The 23,678-nt window shown below is 35.8% G+C and carries 23 protein-coding genes; 20 read left to right on the top strand and 3 right to left on the bottom strand.

Annotated features, from left to right (window positions below):
* Window positions 1–55: 55 nt before the first annotated feature.
* From KYG33_RS06705 to KYG33_RS06660, 10 genes are all read left to right on the top strand, one after another.
* Window positions 56–733 (top strand): DUF2490 domain-containing protein, encoded by a 678-nt coding sequence (locus KYG33_RS06705; RefSeq protein ID WP_077416357.1) that lies wholly within the window; start codon window positions 56–58, stop codon window positions 731–733.
* Between the two features lie 76 nt (window positions 734–809).
* A complete protein-coding gene (locus KYG33_RS06700) occupies window positions 810–1,814 on the top strand; it encodes a bestrophin family protein (protein ID WP_077416359.1) in 1,005 nt (334 codons plus the stop codon).
* 89 nt (window positions 1,815–1,903) lie between these two features.
* Window positions 1,904–3,514, top strand: coding sequence for a Na+/H+ antiporter (locus tag KYG33_RS06695; protein WP_077416361.1), 1,611 nt, complete (start codon window positions 1,904–1,906; stop codon window positions 3,512–3,514).
* Window positions 3,515–3,714: 200 nt separating this feature from the next.
* The gene (locus KYG33_RS06690) at window positions 3,715–4,140 is read left to right on the top strand and encodes an SRPBCC family protein (RefSeq protein WP_180564026.1); all 426 of its coding nucleotides are present in this window, start codon (window positions 3,715–3,717) and stop codon (window positions 4,138–4,140) included.
* A gap of 3 nt (window positions 4,141–4,143) precedes the next feature.
* Window positions 4,144–4,650: a GNAT family N-acetyltransferase gene (locus KYG33_RS06685; protein WP_180564025.1), complete on the top strand. Its 507-nt coding sequence runs from the start codon at window positions 4,144–4,146 to the stop codon at window positions 4,648–4,650.
* Complete coding sequence (locus KYG33_RS06680; protein ID WP_077416367.1) at window positions 4,647–5,030, top strand: VOC family protein; 384 nt, start codon at window positions 4,647–4,649, stop codon at window positions 5,028–5,030. Before KYG33_RS06685 ends, KYG33_RS06680 begins: the two co-directional genes overlap by 4 nt.
* Before the next feature lie 35 nt (window positions 5,031–5,065).
* Window positions 5,066–6,088, top strand: a complete 1,023-nt coding sequence (locus tag KYG33_RS06675; protein WP_180564024.1) for a glutaminyl-peptide cyclotransferase — start codon at window positions 5,066–5,068, stop codon at window positions 6,086–6,088.
* A 92-nt stretch (window positions 6,089–6,180) separates the two neighbouring features.
* On the top strand, window positions 6,181–7,143 hold the full coding sequence (locus tag KYG33_RS06670) for a hypothetical protein (RefSeq protein ID WP_077416371.1): 963 nt from the start codon (window positions 6,181–6,183) through the stop codon (window positions 7,141–7,143).
* A gap of 27 nt (window positions 7,144–7,170) precedes the next feature.
* The gene (locus KYG33_RS06665) at window positions 7,171–7,785 is read left to right on the top strand and encodes a deoxynucleoside kinase (RefSeq protein WP_219072899.1); all 615 of its coding nucleotides are present in this window, start codon (window positions 7,171–7,173) and stop codon (window positions 7,783–7,785) included.
* A gap of 85 nt (window positions 7,786–7,870) precedes the next feature.
* Complete coding sequence (locus KYG33_RS06660) at window positions 7,871–8,221, top strand: ArsC/Spx/MgsR family protein (RefSeq protein ID WP_219072898.1); 351 nt, start codon at window positions 7,871–7,873, stop codon at window positions 8,219–8,221.
* Window positions 8,222–8,271: 50 nt separating this feature from the next.
* Here KYG33_RS06660 and KYG33_RS06655 read toward each other — a convergent pair whose 3' ends face one another.
* From KYG33_RS06655 to KYG33_RS06645, 3 genes are all read right to left on the bottom strand, one after another.
* Complete coding sequence (locus tag KYG33_RS06655; protein WP_047388426.1) at window positions 8,272–8,742, bottom strand: hypothetical protein; 471 nt, start codon at window positions 8,740–8,742, stop codon at window positions 8,272–8,274.
* Between the two features lie 65 nt (window positions 8,743–8,807).
* Window positions 8,808–9,113, bottom strand: coding sequence for a DUF493 family protein (locus tag KYG33_RS06650; RefSeq protein ID WP_047388428.1), 306 nt, complete (start codon window positions 9,111–9,113; stop codon window positions 8,808–8,810).
* Window positions 9,114–9,153: 40 nt separating this feature from the next.
* Window positions 9,154–9,825 (bottom strand): DUF4197 family protein, encoded by a 672-nt coding sequence (locus KYG33_RS06645; RefSeq protein ID WP_077416375.1) that lies wholly within the window; start codon window positions 9,823–9,825, stop codon window positions 9,154–9,156.
* A gap of 367 nt (window positions 9,826–10,192) precedes the next feature.
* Here KYG33_RS06645 and KYG33_RS06640 point away from each other — a divergent pair, with 367 nt between their 5' ends.
* The 10 genes from KYG33_RS06640 to purB all read left to right on the top strand — a co-directional run bounded on the left by KYG33_RS06640 (window position 10,193) and on the right by purB (window position 23,637).
* Window positions 10,193–13,021, top strand: a complete 2,829-nt coding sequence (locus KYG33_RS06640; RefSeq protein WP_219072897.1) for a SusC/RagA family TonB-linked outer membrane protein — start codon at window positions 10,193–10,195, stop codon at window positions 13,019–13,021.
* Window positions 13,022–13,030: 9 nt separating this feature from the next.
* A complete protein-coding gene (locus tag KYG33_RS06635) occupies window positions 13,031–14,455 on the top strand; it encodes a RagB/SusD family nutrient uptake outer membrane protein (RefSeq protein WP_180564019.1) in 1,425 nt (474 codons plus the stop codon).
* Between the two features lie 68 nt (window positions 14,456–14,523).
* Entirely contained in the window at window positions 14,524–15,918 is a 1,395-nt protein-coding gene (locus KYG33_RS06630) for a glucoamylase family protein (protein WP_219072896.1), read from the top strand.
* A 76-nt stretch (window positions 15,919–15,994) separates the two neighbouring features.
* A complete protein-coding gene (locus KYG33_RS06625) occupies window positions 15,995–16,702 on the top strand; it encodes a prolyl oligopeptidase family serine peptidase (protein WP_077416382.1) in 708 nt (235 codons plus the stop codon).
* Between the two features lie 78 nt (window positions 16,703–16,780).
* The gene (bglX, locus tag KYG33_RS06620) at window positions 16,781–19,108 is read left to right on the top strand and encodes a beta-glucosidase BglX (protein ID WP_219072895.1); all 2,328 of its coding nucleotides are present in this window, start codon (window positions 16,781–16,783) and stop codon (window positions 19,106–19,108) included.
* A gap of 92 nt (window positions 19,109–19,200) precedes the next feature.
* Entirely contained in the window at window positions 19,201–19,599 is a 399-nt protein-coding gene (locus KYG33_RS06615; RefSeq protein WP_047388733.1) for a hypothetical protein, read from the top strand.
* 119 nt (window positions 19,600–19,718) lie between these two features.
* Complete coding sequence (locus KYG33_RS06610; protein WP_077418012.1) at window positions 19,719–20,129, top strand: hypothetical protein; 411 nt, start codon at window positions 19,719–19,721, stop codon at window positions 20,127–20,129.
* A gap of 236 nt (window positions 20,130–20,365) precedes the next feature.
* Window positions 20,366–20,680, top strand: coding sequence for a hypothetical protein (locus tag KYG33_RS06605; RefSeq protein ID WP_077416386.1), 315 nt, complete (start codon window positions 20,366–20,368; stop codon window positions 20,678–20,680).
* A 448-nt stretch (window positions 20,681–21,128) separates the two neighbouring features.
* Window positions 21,129–21,269: a bacteriocin-like protein gene (locus KYG33_RS06600; protein ID WP_153816321.1), complete on the top strand. Its 141-nt coding sequence runs from the start codon at window positions 21,129–21,131 to the stop codon at window positions 21,267–21,269.
* Between the two features lie 940 nt (window positions 21,270–22,209).
* Window positions 22,210–23,637: an adenylosuccinate lyase gene (gene purB / locus KYG33_RS06595; RefSeq protein WP_047377647.1), complete on the top strand. Its 1,428-nt coding sequence runs from the start codon at window positions 22,210–22,212 to the stop codon at window positions 23,635–23,637.
* The last annotated feature ends 41 nt before the right edge of the window (window positions 23,638–23,678 follow it).

Genomic DNA, 23,678 nt, shown 5'->3' with positions numbered 1-23,678 from the left:
ATTGATTTAAATTATTAATTTTGTTAAAAACGATAGATAATAGTAATTAGTAAGCATGAGAAAGGTTTTTACGAAGTTGGCATTCACAGTATTAGGTTTTGGGTCCATATTGACATTTGCCCAAAAAAATGAGCTGGGAGCATGGTATATGTATTTTGGAAATAACAAGATCAGCAAGAAGCTGAACTGGCATAATGAAATTCAATACCGTAATTTTGATGCGGTTGGAGATCTGGAACAGTTACTTATCCGTACCGGGATTGGATATGATCTTACAGAAAATAATAACAATGTTTTATTGGGATACGGTTTTATTCTGAGCCAGCCGTATGTAAACGGCGAGAAAAAAGAAAATATAGAGCACAGAATTTTCCAGCAGTATATTACCAAGCAGAAATTTGGACGTTTTTATCTTCAGCACCGTTACCGTTTGGAAGAACGTTTTCTGGAAGATGATTTCAGGATGAGGTTCCGTTATATGCTGGGAGTGAATATTCCGATTACTCAAAAAGAGATGTTGCCGAAAACCCTTTATGCATCAGTATACAATGAGATTTTCCTGCATTTCAACAGTCCGGTTTTTGACAGAAACAGAGTCTATGGCGCTTTAGGATATGTTATTAATAAAAACATGAGGATTGAAGCCGGTTATATGAACCAGATTCAGGAGAACAGAAACCGCGGACAGATTCAGATTGGTTTTTATAATAATATTCCATTTACCAAAAACTGATCATCACCGCTGCTGAATGCTTGATGAAAGCCATTATTTGAAAAATTAAAATAATAAACACAAAAAATAAACACCTATGCATTCAGGAAAAAGATTTGGAGCCCGTGAGTTCATTATCTGGACCAGACGGAGTATTTATGCTCTGCTCGTATTATCAGCTATTCCTACAGTTCTGTACTTCCTAGGATTGAAATTTCTCTCACTTCCGTGGCAGCCTATTGCTATCATGGGAACTGCAGTTGCTTTTATCGTCGGATTTAAAAACAATGCCAGCTACAGCAGACTTTGGGAGGCAAGACAGATCTATGGAGCCATTATCAATGACAGCCGCAGCTTTGGATATATTCTTAGAGATGCACTGCTTTCCAAAGATGCAGGTAAGGTAAAAGAAATGTTTCTCCGTCATTATGCATGGCTTACCGCATTGAGGTTTCAGCTTCGTGAACCAAGAGCATGGGAAAACATGGGGACAGAGCAGTATGATGAATATTCTAAAAAATATGACATTCCAGAGAGACTTTCCAAACTGGACGAGGAATTGAAAAAATACCTGTCCGAACCGGAGCTTCAGTATATTTTAAGCAAAAAGAACAGAGCAACACAATTGATGGCAAAACAGAGTAAAGCCTTGTCTGAAGCCTATGAAAAAGGAGAACTCAACGATTTTCAATGGACGCAGATCAATCAGCAATTGGTGAAGTTTACGGACGATCAGGGAAAAGCCGAAAGAATTAAAAACTTTCCGTATCCAAGAAACTTCTCTTCAATCACGACTTATCTTTTATTGTTGTTCATTGTTTTTGTGCCTTTCGGATTACTGAAAGAGCTTGATAAATTAGGAGACGGAACAGTAGTAGAAGGTTGGACAGTATGGTTTAATATTCCGTTTTCTTTATTAGTGACATGGTGTTTTCATACCTTAGACAGTGTTGGAGAAGCTTCTGTAAACCCATTTGAAGGAAGTCCCAATGACGTTCCAATCACTCAGATCAGCCGTACCATAGAGATTGATATGAGAGATATGCTGGATGAATCTGACCTTCCGCCAGCCATCACTCCAAAGAACAATATTGTACTCTAATTTGAAAATTAAAAGATTAGATATTCTCTGTAAAAAGCAGAAAGTGTATTGATCAAAACAAAAAATAACACTTAAAAAAACAACTTAAAATGATTCACAGCTATGTTATAATATCCATTGCAGTACTGCTGTCTGTGATGATATTGGTAATGATCGGCCAGAAATTAAAAGTCGCTTACCCGATTTTTCTTGTGATTGCAGGATTGCTGATAAGCTTTGTGCCGGGAATGCCGCGTATAGAAATAGAACCTGATCTTGTTTTCCTTATTTTCCTGCCGCCTATTCTGTTTGAAGCAGCTTGGTTTACTTCATGGCAGGACTTTCATAAATGGAGAAAACAAATATTTTCAATGGCTTTCGGATTGGTATTTTTAACATCCATCGTTGTGGCTTATCTTTCGTCTTCCATTATTCCAGGACTTACTTTAGCAATGGGATTTTTGCTGGGAGGTGTAAATTCTCCACCGGATGCGGTAGCGGCCACTTCGGTACTGAAGCATATGAAAATTCCTAAAAAAATCACCAATATCCTGGAAGGTGAGAGCCTTATCAATGATGCGTCCAGTTTAATTGTATTTAAGTTTGCCCTTGCAGCGGTTATTTCAGGACAGTTTATCTGGAGAGATGCTGTTCAGGATTTCTTTACGATGGCTATTGGAGGAATTGCTGTGGGAGTGGCGACCGGCTTTTTATTTGGAGCATTGCTCAGAATTATTCCTACCAATTCCAATATAGATACCATTATTACCCTTATTGTGCCATACATTATGTATGTGGGAGCAGAGCATTTCCATTTTTCAGGAGTACTGGCAGTAGTGGCCGGGGGATTACTGATGTCTTATAACTCACACTGTTATCTGAGCCACACTTCAAGGATACAGTCCGGGAACGTGTGGAGTGTATTGATATTCCTGATGAATACAATTATTTTCATTCTGATTGGCCTTGAACTTCCCATTGTAGTGGAAGGAATGAAAGAATATACAATCTCAGAAGGTATTTTCTACAGTGTAGTGATTGGGGGAGCTATCATCGGGACAAGAATTCTTTACAGCTATGCATTGATGTATTTCCCAAGAGTTTGTTCCAAAGAATTAAGATTAAAAGTTCCGAAACCGGATTGGAGAGAACCTTTCATTATCAGTTTTGCAGCAATGAGGGGTGTGGTTTCACTGGCTGCAGCCTTGTCGATTCCTGCCTTTTTACCAAACGGAGATGCATTTCCACACCGGAACATTATTTTATTTGTAACCTTCGTTATCATATTGATTACACTGGTAGGACAAGGATTATTGCTGAGCCCGATCCTGAAATTATTGAATATTCAGGATGCCGGAAGTGAATTACCTGAAGAAAAGCAGGAAGTGATTCTGATGCGCAAGCTGAAAGAAACAGCACTGCACAAACTGGATAATGATTTTTCTGAACTGGCAGTCACAAACAGTCTGGTACGTCATCAAAAACACAAGCTGGAAAATGAAATGATGCTGATGGCTGACAAAGCCCAATGTATGGCTTCTACAGGAGACTATGTATCGGCAATCAATGAAAACAAAGACGTCTTGCGGCAGGTTATTCAGGCGCAGAGAAACGAACTGCACAGAATGAAAAGAGAAAAGATATTTGATGACCATGTGATGAGAGCCATTGAAATGCAGCTGGATTTTGATGAAGCAAAGATCACCGGATTTTCACATTGATCATTAAAAGGAAACCACAAAAGATAAGCTTGAGTTATAAAAAAGTCACAAAATGAAGAATCTCAGATTTTTCAAAGCTTAAATGTATTTTTCTTTATTTGAAATTTAATTTTAAACAAATTCAGGTTAAAACTTTTATGACTTTTGTGGTTAAATATTTTAGACAAAATGTTTAATTTTAGACATATTAAATCTATAATATGAGCACACCCATCACTGTTCAGTATAAAATAAATGCTCCGGCAGAAAAAGTCTGGAAAGCATTGACCGATAAAAATGAAATGAAATCCTGGTATTTTGATATCCAGGATTTTGTATTGGAATCAGGTGCGGAATTTAATTTCTATGAGCCGGGAGGAGCCAATAAATACCATCATCACGGTGAAGTTTTAGAAATAATACCTGATCAGAAATTGAAACATACATGGTCATATCCTGATTTTTCAGAACTGAAGACCATTGTAACCTGGGAATTGCAACCCGAGGACGGACAGACTTTAGTAAAGCTGACTCACGATGATATTGAAAACTTCAAAGATTTAGGAGATGGTTTTTCAAGAGAAAACTTTACAGAAGGCTGGAAAACTATTTTGGGACAAAGCTTAAAAGAATATGTAGAAAAATAGACCATGATTACATTAAAACCTTTTACGATTCAAGATGCACCTTTGCTGATTTCAAAGATAGAAGATGAAAGAATGCTTCTTCAGTTTGCCGGACCCGCATATCGTTTCCCACTTACTGCAGAACAGCTGGAAACCGATTTGTCTGATGAAAACAGAACCTTGTTTACCATTGCGGATCACACAGAAACTACCATTGGTCACGCTCAGATTTTTTTAAAGGAAAAGACATTCCTGCTGGGCAGAATTCTGATCTGGGACGAGAACAACAGAGGAAAAGGCTATGGTAAAAAAGTAATGCAGGAACTTCTGAAATATGGGTTTAGTCATTTTGATAAAGAAACGGCAGAACTGAATGTTTACGACTGGAATACCGGAGCTATTGAATGTTACCGGAAAGTAGGGTTTGCCTTTGACCCTGAAGTAAAAAGCGAAGCGAAGATTGATACAGAAACCTGGGTTTCCCTGAATATGAAAATCCATAAAAATACCTTTGAATTACAGGAATCATGACACAGTTTACAGCACTTCGTCCTATTCTCTGGACAGAAAATATTGATGAGACCATAGGATTTTATATGCGTGTTCTCGGTTTTACATTGATGGATAGAAATGATGATTGGCAATGGGCTTCCCTTCGTAAAGATGAAATATACCTCATGCTTTCTCAGCCTAACCAGCATGAAAAAAATACTTCAATTGGTTTTTCCGGCTCTTTTTATTTCAATGTAAATAAGGTGGATGAGCTTTGGGAAGACCTTAAAATAAAGGCCAAAGTCTGCTATGAGATTGAATCTTTTGAGTGGGGAATGAGAGAATTTGCGATCTATGACAACAATGGTTATATACTGCAATTTGGTGAACCCATAGATAATATTGGCAATACGGAATAAAATTTGCTATTTTTGGGGAAATATTTAGAAATTCAATGAAAAAAAATATAATAGCGGGTTTCGCAGCGATTTTATTACTGGCATCTTGTAACAAGAATAAAGAAATTCTTGATACACTGAATACTTATAATAATTCAATGGAGGCAAAAGGATACCATTTCGGAGATAAGCTTGAGCTTCCGAAAGAGGTGACGGAAAATGCAGAAAGTGTAACCATCAGCTTTGGAGATAAAGAAACAACAGATTTAACCGTTGATCCTAAGTTTTTCACATTAGGTGATAATGCTGTGACATTCAACGTTAAAACAAAAGGAGGAGAAGTATTGAATCAGGATGCAACCATTAATGTATTTGCAAAAAATCCTGAAAAAAATATTCCTTACCAGATTGTAGCAGAATATCCTCACGATCCTAAAAACTTTGTACAAGGTTTCCAGGTGGAAGGAAATACCATTTATGAAAGTGACGGACAGAACGGAGCTTCCCAGATTTTAAAATATACATTGGGAACTACAACTCCGCTTGCTTCTACCAAACAGGCTCAGGAAGATTTTTCTGAAGGAAGTACCATTGTAGGAGATAAAGTATATCAGCTGACATGGCAGAGCAAAAAAGGATATATTTATGATAAAAGCTCTTTAAAGCTGCTTTCAGAATTTGCTTATCCAAATGTATTGGGTGAGGGCTGGGGACTGACGTATGACGGGAAAAGTCTGATTGCTTCTGACGGAAGTAAACTGTTGTATTTCCTTGATGTCAATAACCCTTCAAAACTGATTAAATATATCGCTGTTGCCGGTAGTGCTCAGGCTTATGATCAACTGAACGAGCTGGAATACCACAACGGATTTATCTATGCCAATGTATGGCAGAAACCAATTATTTTAAAAATTAACCCAGCCAACGGTGAAGTAGTGGGAACTTTTGATTTCACAGAAATTGCCAAACAGAACACAAAAGGAAGTGATGATGTGTTGAACGGAATTGCTTTTAAAGGTGAGAATATGTTGGTAACAGGGAAGAACTGGCCGAAGATTTATGAAGTTGTCATTAAATAACAAAAGTTTAATAACAATTTCTATCTGAATAAAATAAAGTATGTAAATTGGTAGCGTTCCATAGGGAGCGCTATCTTTAGTAAAAAAGAATTTTGAGATTACTATATCTGATATTAACTTTTGCTTTCTGCACATTTTCTGCGCAGAATATTATCCCATTAGATACTTTAAAATTGAAGGAAGCTAAAGACATGCTTGCCGATGATTACGGAAATCTGTATATCTATAAAAATAAAGATTTTAGTTTTACTAAATATGATTCTTTAGGAAAACAGATCGGGAAAATGATGCTTACTGTTCCTTATAAGGTGCAGAACGTACAAAATCCACTGAATGTGCCTTTATTTTCTGAAAATGCTCAGGAAATGAAGTTTATAGATCAGAATATGAATGAAATTCAAAGGCTTGATTTTAAGCAAAAATTTGGTTTCATCAGAATGGCTTATGCCGAAGATCTGCAGCAGCTGTGGCTTTTGGATGACAGCACAAAACGGTTGATACAGTATAATTTCAGGAACGATACCACGATCAATTCCTATCCGTTTGATATCAGTTTTGAAGATATGACGGATATGCTGGTCTATGAAAATAAGGTCTATATTTTAACAAGAAAACATATCAGAATTTACAGCCTGAAATTTGAAAAACTTTTTGAAGCCCCTTTAGAAAACGGAAAACGGTTTCGAAGAGAGAATGATGCAATTTTGGTTGTTGCCAGTAATTTCATTTCACAATACGTTCCTGAAAAAGGAATGGTAACGGTTTTTGAAGATCCGGAGGCGCAAATTGTGGATAAAAATATCCTTTCTTATTTTGAAATCAAGGGGAACAAACTCTATCTTTACAGCCTTGAAAAAGTAAAGAAAGCCAAACAGCAGAAACAGCTTGAAGCTCAGCCGGAATCTCTACAGCAATCTACAGAAAAACCAGTAGAAAAAACTGAAGAAAAACCCGATGAGAATAAGGATGAAAAGCCTTCAGACAATACGCTGCAGAAATTGCTTGAAGAGACTTCCAAAGTTCAGACTGAAGGGATCGAAAAACTTATCAACTAATCAGTAAATACAAGGAAAAAGAATATTATGCATATTGCAGTTACAGGAAACATCGGAGCGGGAAAAACAACTTTGACAACGATGCTTTCCAAGCATTACGGATGGGATGCACAATTTGAAGACGTAGATCATAATCCTTATCTGGAAGATTTCTATTCAGATATGAGTAAGTGGAGTTTCGCATTGCAGGTTTATTTCCTGGGAAGCAGATTCCGTCAGGTAAAGGAGATCAGAGAAAGTGGTAAAAACATCATTCAGGATCGTACCATTTATGAAGATGCCCATATTTTTGCAGAAAACTTAAATGATATGAATCTTCTTTCGGACAGGGATTTCAATAATTACTCATCGGTTTTCAATCTGATGAAGTCTTTTGTATCGGCTCCGGACTTACTGATCTATCTGAAATCTGATGTTCCCAATCTGGTTAAAAAAATCTATAAAAGAGGTCGGGAATATGAAGCTTCTATCAGTATTGAATACCTTTCAAAACTGAACCAGAAATATGAAAAATGGATCTCCAGCTATACAGAAGGGAAACTTCTTGTCGTTGAGGTAGATGACCTTGATTTTGTGGAAAAGCCGGAAGATTTCGGGCTCATTCTGGAGAAAATTGAAGCAGAACTTCACGGGTTGTTTTAACATATTTTTATCAGAACATTAAGATAGACTCTGTTGAATTCTTTCTAAATTTGTTGAGAGAGTTTAATTTTTTGAATAATTTATCATGGTAGTTAAAGTTTTACATAACGGGAACTGTTCAAAGTCAAACGCCGTACTGGAGTATCTTGACGAAAACGGAGTGTCTTTTGAGATCATTAATATCATTGAAGATCCACTAAGTATTCTTGAGCTCAGAACCGTGCTGAAAAAGCTTAACCAAAGTGTTTTTCATATCATCCGCAAGACAGATAAGCTGTATGTTGAGAATTATGCAGATAAAAATTATTCAGAAGAAGAATGGCTGAAAATTCTCTCCGAAAATCCCTCTCTGATCCAAAGACCAATTTTGGTAAAAGGTTCAGTCGCGATGCTGGGAAGGCCTATTGAAAATGTGAAATTTTTTATTGAAAAATAATAAATACATATATCAAAAAAATCCGTTCTGTAAAAGAGCGGATTTTTATTTTATTGGGTTTTCGTTTTTTCAGTTCTGTTGATCGCATTATATAAAGCTTCCAGTTCTTTTGGTGGGTGCCCGGAATCAAAACTTGAAGAAGTATACTCTTTTCCGTTGGAAGTGATAATAATAGAAGCGGCCATCGCACGATCAGAATGTCTGCCTGTAGTAGGGGATTGAAGATCAGATATCTTAGATAAGTCAAGGGTTTCAGCGAGCTTGGAAACCACTTTCCATTCAGCAGAAGATACTTTAGTATTGACGATGTCTTCGTTTGTATTTGTTGTTTTTAATGAAGGAGTAAAAACAATGCTCTTACTAAATCCTCTCGTTCTTTCTGCTAACTGAATCTGTTCAATCTTTTGCTGCTGTACTGCAGTGGTGATATTTGTGGTGTTGTTTTCACTGTTGTTTTTGTGAACACAGCTTGTTGCAGAAGTGATTAAAATAATATTAAATAGGACCAGTTGGATGTTCATAGTGTTTTTATTTACATTTTTAAACAATAAAAAACCGCTTCATTACTATGAAACGGTTCCTGTTTTTACAATAGAATAACGCCTTCTATTTTTGCTACTTCTTTATAAATATTCACAACCTGGTCTGCATCCAAAACAAATGCATTGATGTTGCAGGCAGTGTATTTTCCATTTTTACTTTCGCGGTTTCCCAGTGTAAATTTAATGCCGTCAAAAACTCTGTATATTTCAGTAAGTTTTGACTGGTCTGTAGGAATAATAAATTTAAATAAATAATCTTCCGGAAAATCATGATGATCCTCCAGTTTATCCTTCAAAGACTTGTAAAACTCTTCAGGATTTGCGTGTTGATTTCCTTGTAATATATCCATCTGCAATTATTAATATAATATAAATATAACGAAATTTCTCCTATTTTCCAAATGGTCCCAGAAGAGATTTGGAGTTCTGATGCTCGTAATCTTCAATGATATTGAATAACCCGTTTACCAGTTGTTCGGAAGCCAGTTGGCTCAGTCCGCCTGAATTAACCGTGTTTTTATTTCCCCCTAAAAGACTGCCCAGAAAATTGCTTCCAGATAATGCGGAGTTGATGGTTTTTACAATCCCGTATTCATTCAGTTTCTCATCCACTTTGGGAGCAATCGCTGCAATAAGCTGCTGGGATGTTTTTTCTTTCAGAACCTGTGTTGCGGTAGTTCCCTGCATGATTCTTGTTACGTCCTGAGCATTCAGACTGTTGACGGCACCTTCCAGAATAGGTTTTGAAGTATTTACCGTGTAAGCTGCTGCCTGTGCAATATAATCTCTTTCTTTAGCAACCAATGACGGGGCCACCTTTTCCAGCATAGAATTGATGTCTCTCAGCTCTTTGGGAAGTGCTTTATCTACCATGTTATTCTGCAGAAAGGCTTCCTTATTTCCATAGATACCCATTCCTTTATCAATACCATTAAGCAGAATTCTTTTAATAATAGAAAGCCCCATGTCTGATGTGGCCAATGTTGTACATGATTGTACACTGGTGGTAATAACAGCACCGGTTCCTATGATAAGAGCGGCTGCAATGATATATTTTTTCATTGATCTTTTTATTATTGATTTCTAAATGCTTTTTTCTCAAAAACTGCACCAAAGGTAATTACTATTCTCTATTTAACAAAATATTAAGCTCGCAACAGGATTTGGTGATTTTTTGTATTAAAAATGTTAATTTATAATTAATAAAATGATTGATAATTAATAATTATTTTAAATATAAAATTATAAAATTTAGAACTTTGTCAATTTTAATACAGTAAAACTTTATAATTTTTAAATATTTAAGATAGTTTAACATTGTTCAATATTTTTTCTATTTTTGGCTAATGTCTTTTTTTGAGATTTTAAATAACTCCACTATTTAGAGACAGGTACAAAATTGAATTTATTTGAATAAAATTGAAACTATATGAAACAAAGTAATTTAAAGTATTCATGTCTCATTGCTGTTTTGTACTTCGGTATGAACGTCAATGCTCAGACTACTCCAAAAGATACTACTGCCAAAGAGCAGAAGATCGAGGAGGTAGTTTTGATCGGATATGGATCTCAGAAAAAAGAAAACGTTACGGGAAGTATCGGAATGGTTTCTGCAAAGGACCTTGCTGATAAACCGAACGCTAACCCAATAAGCTCAATACAAGGTAGGCTTGCTGGTGTAAATATTACGAATACAGGGACTCCGGGAGCATCTCCACGAGTAGACATCAGAGGAGTTGGTTCCTTAACGGGAAATACTGTTTTTATTGTAGATGGTATGATAACAACAGATATTTCTTATCTGAATTCGCAGGATATTGAATCAATGAGTGTTCTGAAAGATCCATCGAGTTTAGCGATTTTTGGAGCTCAGGCTGCAAATGGTGCTATTATTATAAAAACGAAAACAGGAAAAGGGAAGCCTGTTTTTAACGTAAATTCATATATAGGGATTAAAAAGGTAACTAACATTCCTAAAATGGTCAATTCTGATCAGTACATTCAGTTGTATAATGAAAAGCTATTGAATGATAACAACGGAGATCCTACAGGATCAATCTCCAGAGCTAATTTTCCTGCGGATACAAACTGGTATAATGAGATTTTCCGTACCAGTATCATTAATGCCAATGACTTTTCAGCAACAGGAAGTTTAGGAAAATTAAACTATTATGGTAGTATAGGATATCTGCAGGATGAAGGTAACTTGGCTGCAGGTCAGGGAATTAATTCCGGTAGTGGTTTTAACAGATTTAATACAAAATTAAATCTTAGTTATAAAATTACAGACAATATTACCATTGGAGATAATTTCAGTTTTTCCAAAATGCGTACCGATGTGGCTCAGAACCCTCTTTTAGATGCGTATAATGCACCTCCCATATTTTCGGTGATGAATGGCAGTACAGGCAATTACCAATTTTTTAATGGATATTCTATACCAAATCCGAGAGCTAAACTGGATTTGTATCGTTCTCAGGTAAGACAGGAGAGACTGCTTAATAATATATGGGGAGAATTGAAGTTTCTAAAAGATTTCACGTTTAGAATCAGCTATTCTAGTGATAATTATAATCCTAGTCAATATGAATATACACCAACACTTACTTATTTTCCCGTTGATAGCCAGGTGAAATCTACATTGATTACAAGGAATTTTAGAAATAGTAATTATGTCTGGGATAACACAATCAATTGGAAAAAGAAATTTGGTAATCATAATTTTGATGTACTTGCAGGTTTTTCAAGAACGAGAACTACTTTATCACAAGATTATTGGTCTGCCAGAAGTGTTAACTATGACGGAACTAATGGTTCTTTAAATATAGCAAACGGAACAGACATCGTTCATGTGGAAGGTATTGATAGGGATGATGCCGTTGTTTCGGGTGTTTTCCAGGACCAGCAAAGAATTGAATCTTTCTTTGGAAGATTAAATTATGATTACAAAGGAAAGTACTTATTAAATGCCTCTTTACGTAGAGATGCCAGTTCACAAATTAGTGTTGATAGAGCCAGAACTTTTCCTGCAGTTAGTGTTGGGTGGGTAATATCTAAGGAAGACTTTATGAGTGAGCAGAATGTATTCAACTTACTAAAACTGAGAGCAAGTTATGGGGAATTAGGAAATCCGAATGTACAAAGGAAATTTAATGCAAATACGACTATTATTGGTGGTGGTGCTTATTTTGGTAATTCAGGTTATCCGGCTCAGACTATTGACAAGTTTGTAAATCCAAATATCGGTTGGGAAACAACAGTAGGAAAAGATGTTGGTTTGGAGATGGCATTATTTAATAATAAACTTAAAATAGATGCTGCTTATTATGATAAGGACTCCAAAGATGTGGTTTATGCCATAACGCAAGGAACAGTTTCTGGTGCAAGTAACTGGAAAGATTTTTATACTAATGCTTACTCTTTTAACAATAGAGGTTTTGAAGTTTCTGTTAATTATAATACTAAACTTAGTGATAATGTTACTTTTGGAATATATGGAAACTTTACTTCTCTTAAAAATGAAATTACATCAGTTTATGGTGGATCTTATTTAGAAACTGGAGCTAGTTTATTCGGAAATTCTATTGTAAGATTACAGACTGGTCAGGCAGTAGGTTCTTATTATGGTTATCAGGTTGCGGGTGTTTTCCAGACAGATGCAGAAGCTGTGGCTTCAGGACAACCTGGAGCAAAAGCAGGATGGTTCAAATTTGCAGATCAGGATGGTAACGGTACCATTGATACCAGAGATAAAACATTCTTAGGAAGTCCAATTCCTAAAGGAACTTATGGTTTTGGAGTTAATTTTAATATCTATGATTTTGATATTGCTGTTGATTTCCAAGGTGTATTTGGAAACAAAATATACAACTATAACCGTGAACAGCGTTTTGGAAACGAAACATGGGATTTGGATATGTATAATAACAGATGGCATGGAGCGGGTACTTCTAATACGAATGCAATGATTACCTCCAACCAGTCTATCATTTTACCAAATAGTTTTTATGTAGAAGATGGTAGCTATATCAGATTAAGAAATGTTCAGATTGGATATAATTTACCAAAAGCATTTGCAAAAGCACTTTCAATCACAAAATTAAGACTATATGTAAGCGCACAGAATCCATGGACTAGTTTTAAATATCACGGTTTCTCACCAGAGATTACAAATACAGATAGAGTACAGATGGGAATTGATAATAATATTTACCCAATCTCTGCTATTTATACAATGGGTATGAATTTAACATTTTAATTAAAGATCATGAAAAAAATATTTTTAACACTCTCCATACTTTCTTTAATCATAAGTTGTAATAATGATTTTGTGGATATTAAAGATGAAGGACAAACGGATGCAAGTAATTTCTTCACAACTCAAGATGATGCCATGCAGGCTACCAGTGCTATTTATAGCTTTTTAAGAAGTTGGGAGAACTCAGGCTTTCCTGCACAATTTGTATTTGGAGTTACTGGTGATGATGTAGAAAAAGGATCTAATCCTGGGGATGCATCTTTTATCAATGCATATGACAACTTTACCTTCACTGTGAGTGATGATGGAGTAAGAGGCTATTGGATTGGACAATGGCAGGCTGTAAATAGAACAAACCAGGTTATTACAAACGTTCCGAAAATAAATATGGATGCCACGCTTAAAAATAGATTGGTAGCTGAAGCCAGAATGCTGAGAGCTTATTTCTATTTTAATTTGGTAAGAATCTATGGTGGTGTTCCGATTTATGATGGATTACCTGCAGATGGTAACTATCTGAAAACTAGAAATTCTACAGCAGAAGTTTATAATTTTATTGTATCAGATCTTCTTGCAGCTTCTGAAGTTTTACCTCAGACTTATTCTGCCGCAGATCGTGGAAGAGTAACAAAAGGAGCAGCTTTAGGGTTACTTTCTAAAGTATATCTTTATATGAAAGATTATCAAAAAGCTTATGATACTTCTAATCAGGTTATTGGTATGGGATATTCATTAGATCCGGATTTTAATCATTTGTTCAGACCGGCTGGAGAATTTGGATCAGAATCTGTTTTTGAGGTTAACTGTGAATGTTCTGCAGCATTTGGCGGTAGTCAGTATGCAGAAGTTCAAGGGGTAAGAAATCAGTTCGGATGGGGCTTCTTTACACCTACTCAGGCGTTAGAAAATGCATTTGAACCAGGAGATATCAGAAAAGAATTGAGCATCTTAAGAGAAGGTGAAACCACTCTTGAAGGAGATTTGATTAAGAAAGGTGACCCTCAGGCAGGTAATATGTGGAACCAAAAAGTATATGTACCAACATCTTTAAATAATAATGCATGTGGTTACGGTTCTATTCAGAATATAAGAATTCTAAGATTTGCTGATATTCTTTTAATCAATGCAGAAGCTGCAAATGAATTAGGTAATACGGCTGCTGCAACTACTAATATTAATAAAGTAAGAAACAGAGCTCAGCTTGGTAATACGACAGCTTCCAGTCAAGGAGCACTTAGAACTGCAATTTGGCAGGAGAGAAGAGTAGAACTCGCTATGGAAATGGATAGATTCCCGGACTTGGTAAGAACGGGTCAGGCGGCTACTTATTTAGGCGCTAAAGGATTTAAAACAGGGAAAAATGAAGTTTTCCCAATTCCATTAGATGCAATGAATCAGAGTAACGGACTTTTCGTTCAAAACCCTGGATATTAAATAAATCATAAACATTAGAGGAGAATGAAAGTTCTCCTCTTCTTTTAGAACCTATAACAAGAGATCTCATGAAAAGGAACGTATTATCAATTGCTATCACCTCTTTATTTTTTGTGTATTCCTGTAAAAATGCTCCTGCAGCAAAACAGGAAGTTGGAAAAATTGAAGCTGTAAAAAGTAATATTACTGATGAACAGCTTATGGATAGAGTACAAAAAGATGCTCTGAAATATTTCTGGGATTATGCAGAACCTAATTCAATGTTAGGAAGAGAGCGTTATCACGAAGATAATATCTATCCGGATAATGATAAACATGTTATCACTACAGGAGGTTCAGGCTTTGGGCTGGCAACTATTCTTGTGGGAACAGAAAGAGGATTTGTTCCGAGAAAAGAAGCGGTAAAAAGGCTTACTCATATCATGGATTTCCTGGCCAAGGCAGACCGTCACAAAGGAGCCTGGCCACACTGGATCAATGGGGAAACCGGAAAGACGGTTCCTTTTGGCAAAAAAGATAATGGCGGAGATCTTGTGGAAACCGCATTCCTTACTTCGGGAATACTGATGGTCCGTGAATACTTTAAAAACGGAAATGCAGAAGAAAAAGCACTGGCAGCAAAATGTGATGAACTATGGAAAGGAATTCAGTGGAACTGGTATACCAAAGGAGGCGAAAAAGTTCTTTACTGGCACTGGTCACCGGAATACCAATGGGAAATGAATTTTCCTCTGGAAGGATATAATGAATGTCTTATTACCTATATTCTGGCCGCATCTTCACCTACATATTCCATTGATGCAGAAACGTATTATAAAGGCTGGACGAGAAACGGAACCTACCTTACAGACAAAACAAAATACGGATTACCTTTGTATGTAAAACACAACTACGCTGAAGAATATGGTGGACCTCTTTTCTGGGCTCAATATTCATATATCGGACTAGATCCTACAGGCTTATCTGATAAGCTTGTAAAAAACTACTTTGACATCAATAAAAATCAAACCCTTATCGACTACAAATACTGTGTTGAAAACCCAAAACAATGGAAAGGTTATGGACCTAACTACTGGGGACTTACAGCCGGTTATACCAGAAATGAGGATGGAAGCACTGGTTATACAGCTCATATGCCGGGTAATAATGACAACGGTGTGATAACACCTACAGCCGCATTGAGTAGTTTTCCCTACACTCCGAAAGAATCAATGGCTTTCCTGAGATTCATTTATACCCAAAAACCTGAATTCATAGGATCTGCGGGACCTTATGATGCTACTTCAGTCAATTACGACAACTGGTTTACACCAAGATATCTGGCGATAGATCAGGGAACAATAGCTCCAATGATCGAAAACTACAGATCAGGATTCCTTTGGAAGCTGTTTATGAATGCTCCTGAAATTCAGCAGGGATTGAAAAAATTAAGTTTCCAGTCAGCTAAATATGGAATTAAGTAAATTCAATAGAAACGGGCTAAAGCCCGTTTAAAAATAAAAAGATTCAAATCCATGGCTTTAGCCAAAACTTAATAATATGAAACTAAAACTGAAATATATTCCTCTTTTACTGCTGCCGTTCTCATTACAGCTGAGCGGACAGGAAATAAAAGCAGAACTGAATCAAGAAATTAAAAGGCAGGAAAAAATATCCTACATTCTGGACTATCCTCAGAATGCGAAAGGGAATGTGCCTTTGATTGTTTTTCTTCACGGTTCAGGAGAGCGCGGAAATAATCTTGATCTGGTAAAGGCACACAGCCCGTTTACCTATAAAAACCTGATCAAAGAACCCGTTGCTATTCTGGCACCTCAATGTCCGGAGGGATCATGGTGGGATACCGTTACCGTTTATAATCTGATCAAGGAAATTCAGAAAAAATATAAAATTGATGCTTCCCGTATTTACCTTACAGGACTTTCTATGGGAGGATGGGGAACTTTAAAGCTGGCCATGGAGCATCCTGAAATGTTTGCAGCGGTAGCTTCAGTCTGCGCTCCTACAGATCAGGTAATGACGGCCAATATTAATCAGTTTAAGGATTTGAATATGAAAATATTTCATGGCGGAATGGATGATATTGTTCTGCCTGCCAATGCTTTTAATTTTTATCAAAAACTGCATCCCGTAAATCCATCTGCGGAATTGGTTATTTTCCCGAATGATAATCATAACTCGTGGGATTCTGCCTATTCAAATCCGCTGCTTTATGAATGGATGCTGTCTAAAAAGAAGCAAAAATGACCTGACACACAATGATCGAAAGATAAACCCATCGAATTAAAACTAAAAATATAAACAATAATTTAAGAAGATAGATTTATGAAAAAGTTAATTGTAATCGCCACTTTAGCATTGGCACCTGTGTTTTCCGCACAGGAAATGGTAACGAAGCCCGTTCAGTCCTATCAGACGGCTCAGTATCAGGCTAAAAAGAAAGCATTTGTAGACAATCTTTTGTCAAAAATGACATTAGATGAAAAGATCGGCCAGCTTAACTTACCAAGTTCAGGTGATTTTACGACAGGTCTTGCTAAAAGCTCAGACATCGGTAAAAAAGTTGAACAAGGTTTAGTGGGTGGATTATTCAATATAAAAGGAGCAGAAAAAATCAGAGCAGTTCAGAAAGTAGCCGTGGAAAACAGCCGTCTGAAAATTCCTTTGATCTTCGGGATGGATGTTATTCATGGTTATGAAACAACATTCCCGATTCCATTAGGTTTAGCTGCTTCATGGGATATGAATCTGATTCAGCAGTCAGCAAGAGTAGCGGCAAAAGAAGCCTCTTCTGATGGTATCAACTGGACGTTTTCTCCGATGGTAGATATTTCCCGCGAACCAAGATGGGGGAGAGTATCGGAAGGTTCTGGTGAAGATCCTTATTTAGGAAGTGAAATTGCAAAAAACATGGTGTATGGTTATCAGGGTAAAGATTTGTCTGTTGGAAATACCATTCTGGCTTGTGTAAAGCACTTTGCATTATACGGAGCAGGTGAATCAGGAAGAGATTACAATACAGTTGATATGAGCCATGTGAGAATGTTCAACGAATATTTCCCACCTTACAAAGCAGCGGTAGATGCTGGTGTAGCTTCTGTGATGGCCTCATTCAATGAAGTGGACGGAGTTCCTGCAACCGGAAACAGATGGCTTCAAACTGAGGTTTTAAGAAATCAGTGGAAGTTTAAAGGTTTTGTGGTAACGGATTACACCGGGATCAATGAAATGGTTGACCATGGTATGGGAGATCTCCAGCAGGTTTCTGCACTAGCTCTGAAAGCAAGTGTTGATATGGATATGGTAGGGGAAGGCTTTTTAACAACATTAAAAAAATCTTTATCTGAAGGGAAAGTAACACAAGCTGAAATTGATTTGGCAGCAAAAAGAGTTCTTGAATCAAAATATGACTTAGGATTATTTACAGATCCGTATAAATATGGTGATGCAAAACTGGCGGCAAAAGAAGTTTACAGCATGGAAAACAGAAATATTGCAAGAAGTGCTGCAGCTCAGTCTATGGTTTTGATGAAAAACGAAAACCAGGTGCTTCCTTTGAAAAATTCAGGAACTGTTGCAGTAATAGGACCATTGGTGAACAATTCATTAAACATGGCTGGAACATGGAGTGTTGCTGCAAAACATGATAAAGCAGTAAACCTTATGCAGGGGCTTCAGGCTAACTACGGTAAAGAGGTGAAATTCCTTTCTGCTAAAGGTGCTAATATTGATTATGATGCTAAGCTGGAGGACATCTATGCGGCTCATGGTAAAAAAACAGATAGGGATAACCGTTCAAAAGAAGAATTGTTAAAAGAAGCGGTAGATATTGCAAACAAAGCCGACGTGATTGTTCTGGCAATCGGAGAATCTGCGGAAATGAGCGGTGAATCTTCTTCAAGAACAGAAATTACCATTCCTCAATCACAGGTTGATCTTTTAAATGAGTTAAAGAAAACCGGGAAACCCATTGCAATGGTACTTTTCACAGGCCGTCCATTGGCTTTAACCAATGTAAAAGATGCTCCTGATGCCATCCTTAATGCATGGTTTGCAGGATCTGAAGCTGGAAATGCGATTGCTGATGTTTTATTCGGAAAAGTAAACCCATCAGGAAAGCTGCCGATGACTTTCCCAAGAAGTCTGGGACAGGTTCCTATTTACTATAATGCTAAAAATACAGGACGTCCGCTAAGTCAGGAATTAACTGATAAATGTGAATATCAAAGATTCCGTTCCAACTATATGGATGAGTGTAATACACCATTGTATCCGTTTGGATTTGGTTTAAGTTATACAAAATTCGGGTATTCTGATATTGCAGTATCCAGTACTAATCCGAAAGGAAATCAGACTGTTCAGGCATCCGTTACCATAACCAATAATGGAAACTTTGATGGTGCTGAGGTAGTTCAGTTGTATATCAGAGATATGGTGGGAAGCATTACAAGACCGGTAAAAGAATTGAAAGGGTTCCAGAAGGTATTTCTGAAAAAAGGTGAAACTAAAAAAGTAACCTTCGATATCACTCCGGAGAATCTGAAGTTCTACAACGGAGATTTGAAATACGACTGGGAATCAGGTGAATTTGATATCATGATTGGAACCAGTTCTGATAATGTTCAACACTCAAAAATTAACTGGACTAAATAATTTAAAAAAGTTACTCACAGAAATGTGTATTATGTCTTTTTTGGCATGATTTTTAATAATACCTCGGTAATTACTATTATATGCAAATCGACATGAAAAAAACAATTTTATTGAGTACTATGTTCCTTGGTTCTTTAGCATTCGCTCAAAAAACACCTGTAGTAGGTGGAGACAGGGATGCACACGGATGTATTGGTTCTGCAGGATATACCTATTCTCAAATCAAGAAAGACTGTGTAAGAACTTTTGAACAGAAAATTAAATTGACAGAAGTAGCTCCAAAAGAAAGTTATACTTCAATAGCTGCAGTTATTTTCAGCAAAGACATGAAAAAAGCTGAGGTTTTTGTGAAAGATAGCGGTGCAGAAAGCATCATTCTTACCAGAGCAGGAGGTAAAGCTAAGGCCTGGAAAAAAGATGGTTATGTATTGGTACCTTATAAAAAAAGCGGATACCAGCTTAAAAAGGATAATATTGTGATCTATCAGTAAGATCAGATTTCAAAATGAAAAACCACTCGGAAGAGTGGTTTTTTTTGTACCTTAGAAGAATTAACTAATACCCTATTTTGGGATATAGTTCTACCAACCAGAAAACAAAAATTTTACATATGAAAAAAACAATTTTATTCAGTGCAATGTTCCTTGCTACTTTAGTTTTTGCACAAAAACAGGCTCCTGTTCTAGGAGGTGATAGAGATGTTCACGGTTGTATCGGTTCTGCAGGATATACTTATTCACAGTTAAAAAATAATTGTATAAAAACATTTAATCAGAAAATAAAACTCAAAGAAGTAAATTCAGATAAAAGTTATACCTCAATGACAGCCATAATTTTCACGAAAGACATGAAAAAAGCTGAAGTTTTTATTCCGGATGGAGCAGCGAAAAGTATTATCCTGAATAAAGAGGGAAAAGGGAAAATATGGAAAAGCGGAGATTATATTAAAGACAGCTATGTTTTAACTCCCTATAAAAAAAGCTACCAGATCAAAAAGAATGATGAAATAATCTATCAGTAAGATCAGATTTTAAGAATAGGCAAACCACTCGGAAGAGTGGTTTTTTTGTTGTGAGCTTTGTTGATATAATTCTGTTTTATAATATAAGTTTTATTACTTTTAAGCTTTGGATATAAATCAATTTGGTTCGATCTATAATTGAGTATTGAACATGGAAATATATAAGATTGAGATATGGAAATGAGCGGGACTTGTATTCCATAAGGAGTCTTTTATAAATGATCTAAAACATCTGTATGGGATTTTTAAAAAGAAATATTAACAAAATTATTTTATTATTCTTCGGAATTGTGCTTTGTGGGAAAATTATAAAAAAAATATTTGATCCCAACCTATCTAAATATAAATATTTTAATCAGCACTGTAATGGACAAGTTATTTCAAACTCATATGATCTTATGACTCATTTTAATATTGTCAAATCATCAGATGGTAATAAAGTTTATTTGGAAGATTTAAAAATAATTTCATTAATTAAAATAGGAGATTCTATAGCGAAGAATAAGGACGTTACTTACTTTACTGTTTATAAAAAAACAATACTAAAGTAATTTATGATATGTATGAATAGTAGAATTATTATAAGAGCAATTATATATTTAGTGATGTTTTGTGGAATAATCATAGTAATTGATATTATATATAATATTATAGTTTCTCATCAATTAAAATCAGCTAACATAATATTTGATATTATTTTTGGTTTTCTATATTGGATATTATTTATTTTTTCTGGGAGACTTCAAAAATAGTATTTTGGCTTTGATAATATTCTACGATAAAATCATTAAAATTTAAGATGAATCCGGGCATTTTTTATTGATGTTGTTGAATCTTTAAATTCAAAATAAAGTATAATATTGATAAATGATTTATTTGTAAACTATATAAAATGAGTAGATTATATTTTTATATCCGAAAAACATGTATATTGTATTACCAAATTAAAGCGTAATCCGAAAAGCATATAGAGTAGGAAAAAATCAGAAAAATAAGACTATGAAAAATCTAAGAAAACTTTCAAAAAGAGAATTAAAAACTGTTCAGGGAGGCATCCCAATGTGTCTGCCAGGATATTTCTGGTGTTCATTTGTAAAAAAATGTATCTCAGTAGGATCACCATGTGGACTTATTGATTAATTTGATTCATGAAAATAATGTAAAAACAGGCTGCTTCAGAAATGTGGCAGCCTTTTTTATGTACTTTTATCAATAGACTTAGGAATCAGGAGCGTTAAGAAAATTTGAATGGAATCCGTTAAAAAATTTCCACTGTTTGAGCATGGGTTATAAGATAAAACCGAAGCAAAACCGTATGATCTATGCGAGTTTGGGAATTTTAGGAGTACAATCAAATTTTTAGCGGATGACTCCCGTTTTGAACTTTTGTATACTTTTGCTTCAAGGTAAAAGTATAAGTGAAAAAAATGTTATTTTGTAGTCCTAATTACAGAACTTTCGTGCGATCAAGAATAAATTATATACTAGCTATTAGTATCATTATCTTAAATATACTGACACTGTCAGCCAATATATACATTATTAAAAAAGGATTTTCTCCGCTTGAAGGAGGATTTAATTTTTCAATAATGCTAATGATTTCAAATACTTTTATCATTCCTGCAGTCGCAACATTTTTTAAAAATTTAAGTTATAAATTCATAATATTATTATTGAATATATTAGGAATGTTTATAGCTGTTTTAGGAATTTTTCTGGCTTTTATGATGATAACAATTCAATGCTAGGGTTGGAATAAGGTTGAATGTGATGTGTTGTTTATTAATCGACTCAGGAATCAGGAGCGTTAGGAAAATTTGAATGTAATCCGTTAAAAAATTTCCACTGTCTGAGCATGGGTTATAAGATAGAACCGAAGCAGAACCATATGATCCATGCGAGTTTGGAAATTTTAGGAGTACAATCAAATTTTTAGCGGATGATTCCCGTCTTGAACTTTTGTATACTTTTGTTTCAAGACAAAAGTATAAGTAAAATCATGAATGAAAATCATCAAAACAGGATTTTTATCTCTCACTGAAAAACCGTATTTTTGTACATCTAAAAAGTAAAAGAACGAATGAATTCCTACAAAAATCCATTGGAAGAGCGCTACTCCAGTGAAGAAATGTTATTTAACTTCTCACACAATAACAAATTCCAGAATTGGAGAAAACTTTGGATAGCTCTTGCTGAAATCGAAAAAGACCTTGGACTTGAAATTACAGACGAGCAGATCGCTGAGTTAAAAGCTAATGCTGAAAATATCGATTATGAGAAAGCAGCAGAGTATGAAAAGAAATTCCGTCATGATGTAATGGCCCACGTTCACGCTTATGGGGATGTGGCGCCTTCAGCAAAAGGAATTATCCACCTGGGAGCAACTTCGGCTTTTGTAGGAGACAATACAGACTTAATTCAGATCCGTGACGGACTTTTAATCTTAAAGAAAAAGTTGGTTAACGTAATGAAGAATTTAGCAGATTTTGCTATTCAGTATAAAGACCTTCCTACTTTAGGATTCACTCACTTCCAGCCGGCTCAGTTGACAACCGTTGGAAAAAGAGCGACACTTTGGTTACAGAGTTTGGTTCTTGATATCGAAGAATTGGATTTCTTCCTTGAAACCCTTCGTTTTAGAGGAGTAAAAGGAACTACAGGAACTGCTGCAAGTTTCCTTGAGCTTTTCAACGGAGATTATTCTAAAGTAAAACACTTAGATAAAGAACTTTCAAAAAGATTCGGTTTCGATAAAGTTTTCGGAGTTTCCGGACAGACTTACGATAGAAAAATTGATGCGAAAGTAGTTGCTTTATTAGGAAATATTGCACAGTCTGCACACAAATTTACAAACGACTTACGTTTACTTCAAAACCTTAAGGAAATTGAAGAACCATTCGAGAAAAACCAGATTGGTTCCTCTGCAATGGCGTACAAACGTAATCCAATGAGAAGTGAAAGAATCGGAGCGTTGGCAAAATACGTGATGTCTCTGACAACAAGTTCTGCAATGGTAGCTTCTACACAATGGTTTGAAAGAACTTTGGATGACTCTGCGAACAAGAGATTAACAATTCCTCAGGCGTTTTTAGCGGTGGATGCAATTCTATTGATCTGGAACAACATCATGAACGGAATTGTAGTATATCCGAACAGAATCAACAAGCACATTATGGAAGAACTTCCTTTCATGGCAACAGAATATATCATCATGGAAGAAGTGAAAGCTGGGGGTGACCGCCAGGAAATCCACGAAGTGATCAGAGTTCACTCTATGGAAGCTTCCAAAAAAGTGAAAGAAGAAGGAAAAGAAAATGACCTTATCGAAAGAATCCTGAATGATGATTCTTTAAAACTAGACAAATCAAAATTAAAAGAAGTTTTAGATCCTAAGAACTTTATTGGTTTCGCGCCGATTCAGACGGAAGAATTCGTCAAGAACGAGGTACAGCCGATTATTGACCAAAACAAAGACTTAATAGGATTGGAAGCTGATCTTAAAGTATAAAACAATATGCAGTCTTTTCGGCTGCATATTTTATTTCCAAC

Source organism: Chryseobacterium sp. D764, assembly GCF_019317325.1.
Taxonomy (GTDB): domain Bacteria; phylum Bacteroidota; class Bacteroidia; order Flavobacteriales; family Weeksellaceae; genus Chryseobacterium.
The sequence above is the reverse complement of the archived record's forward strand: the minus strand, read 5'-3'. Positions and strand labels throughout refer to the sequence as shown.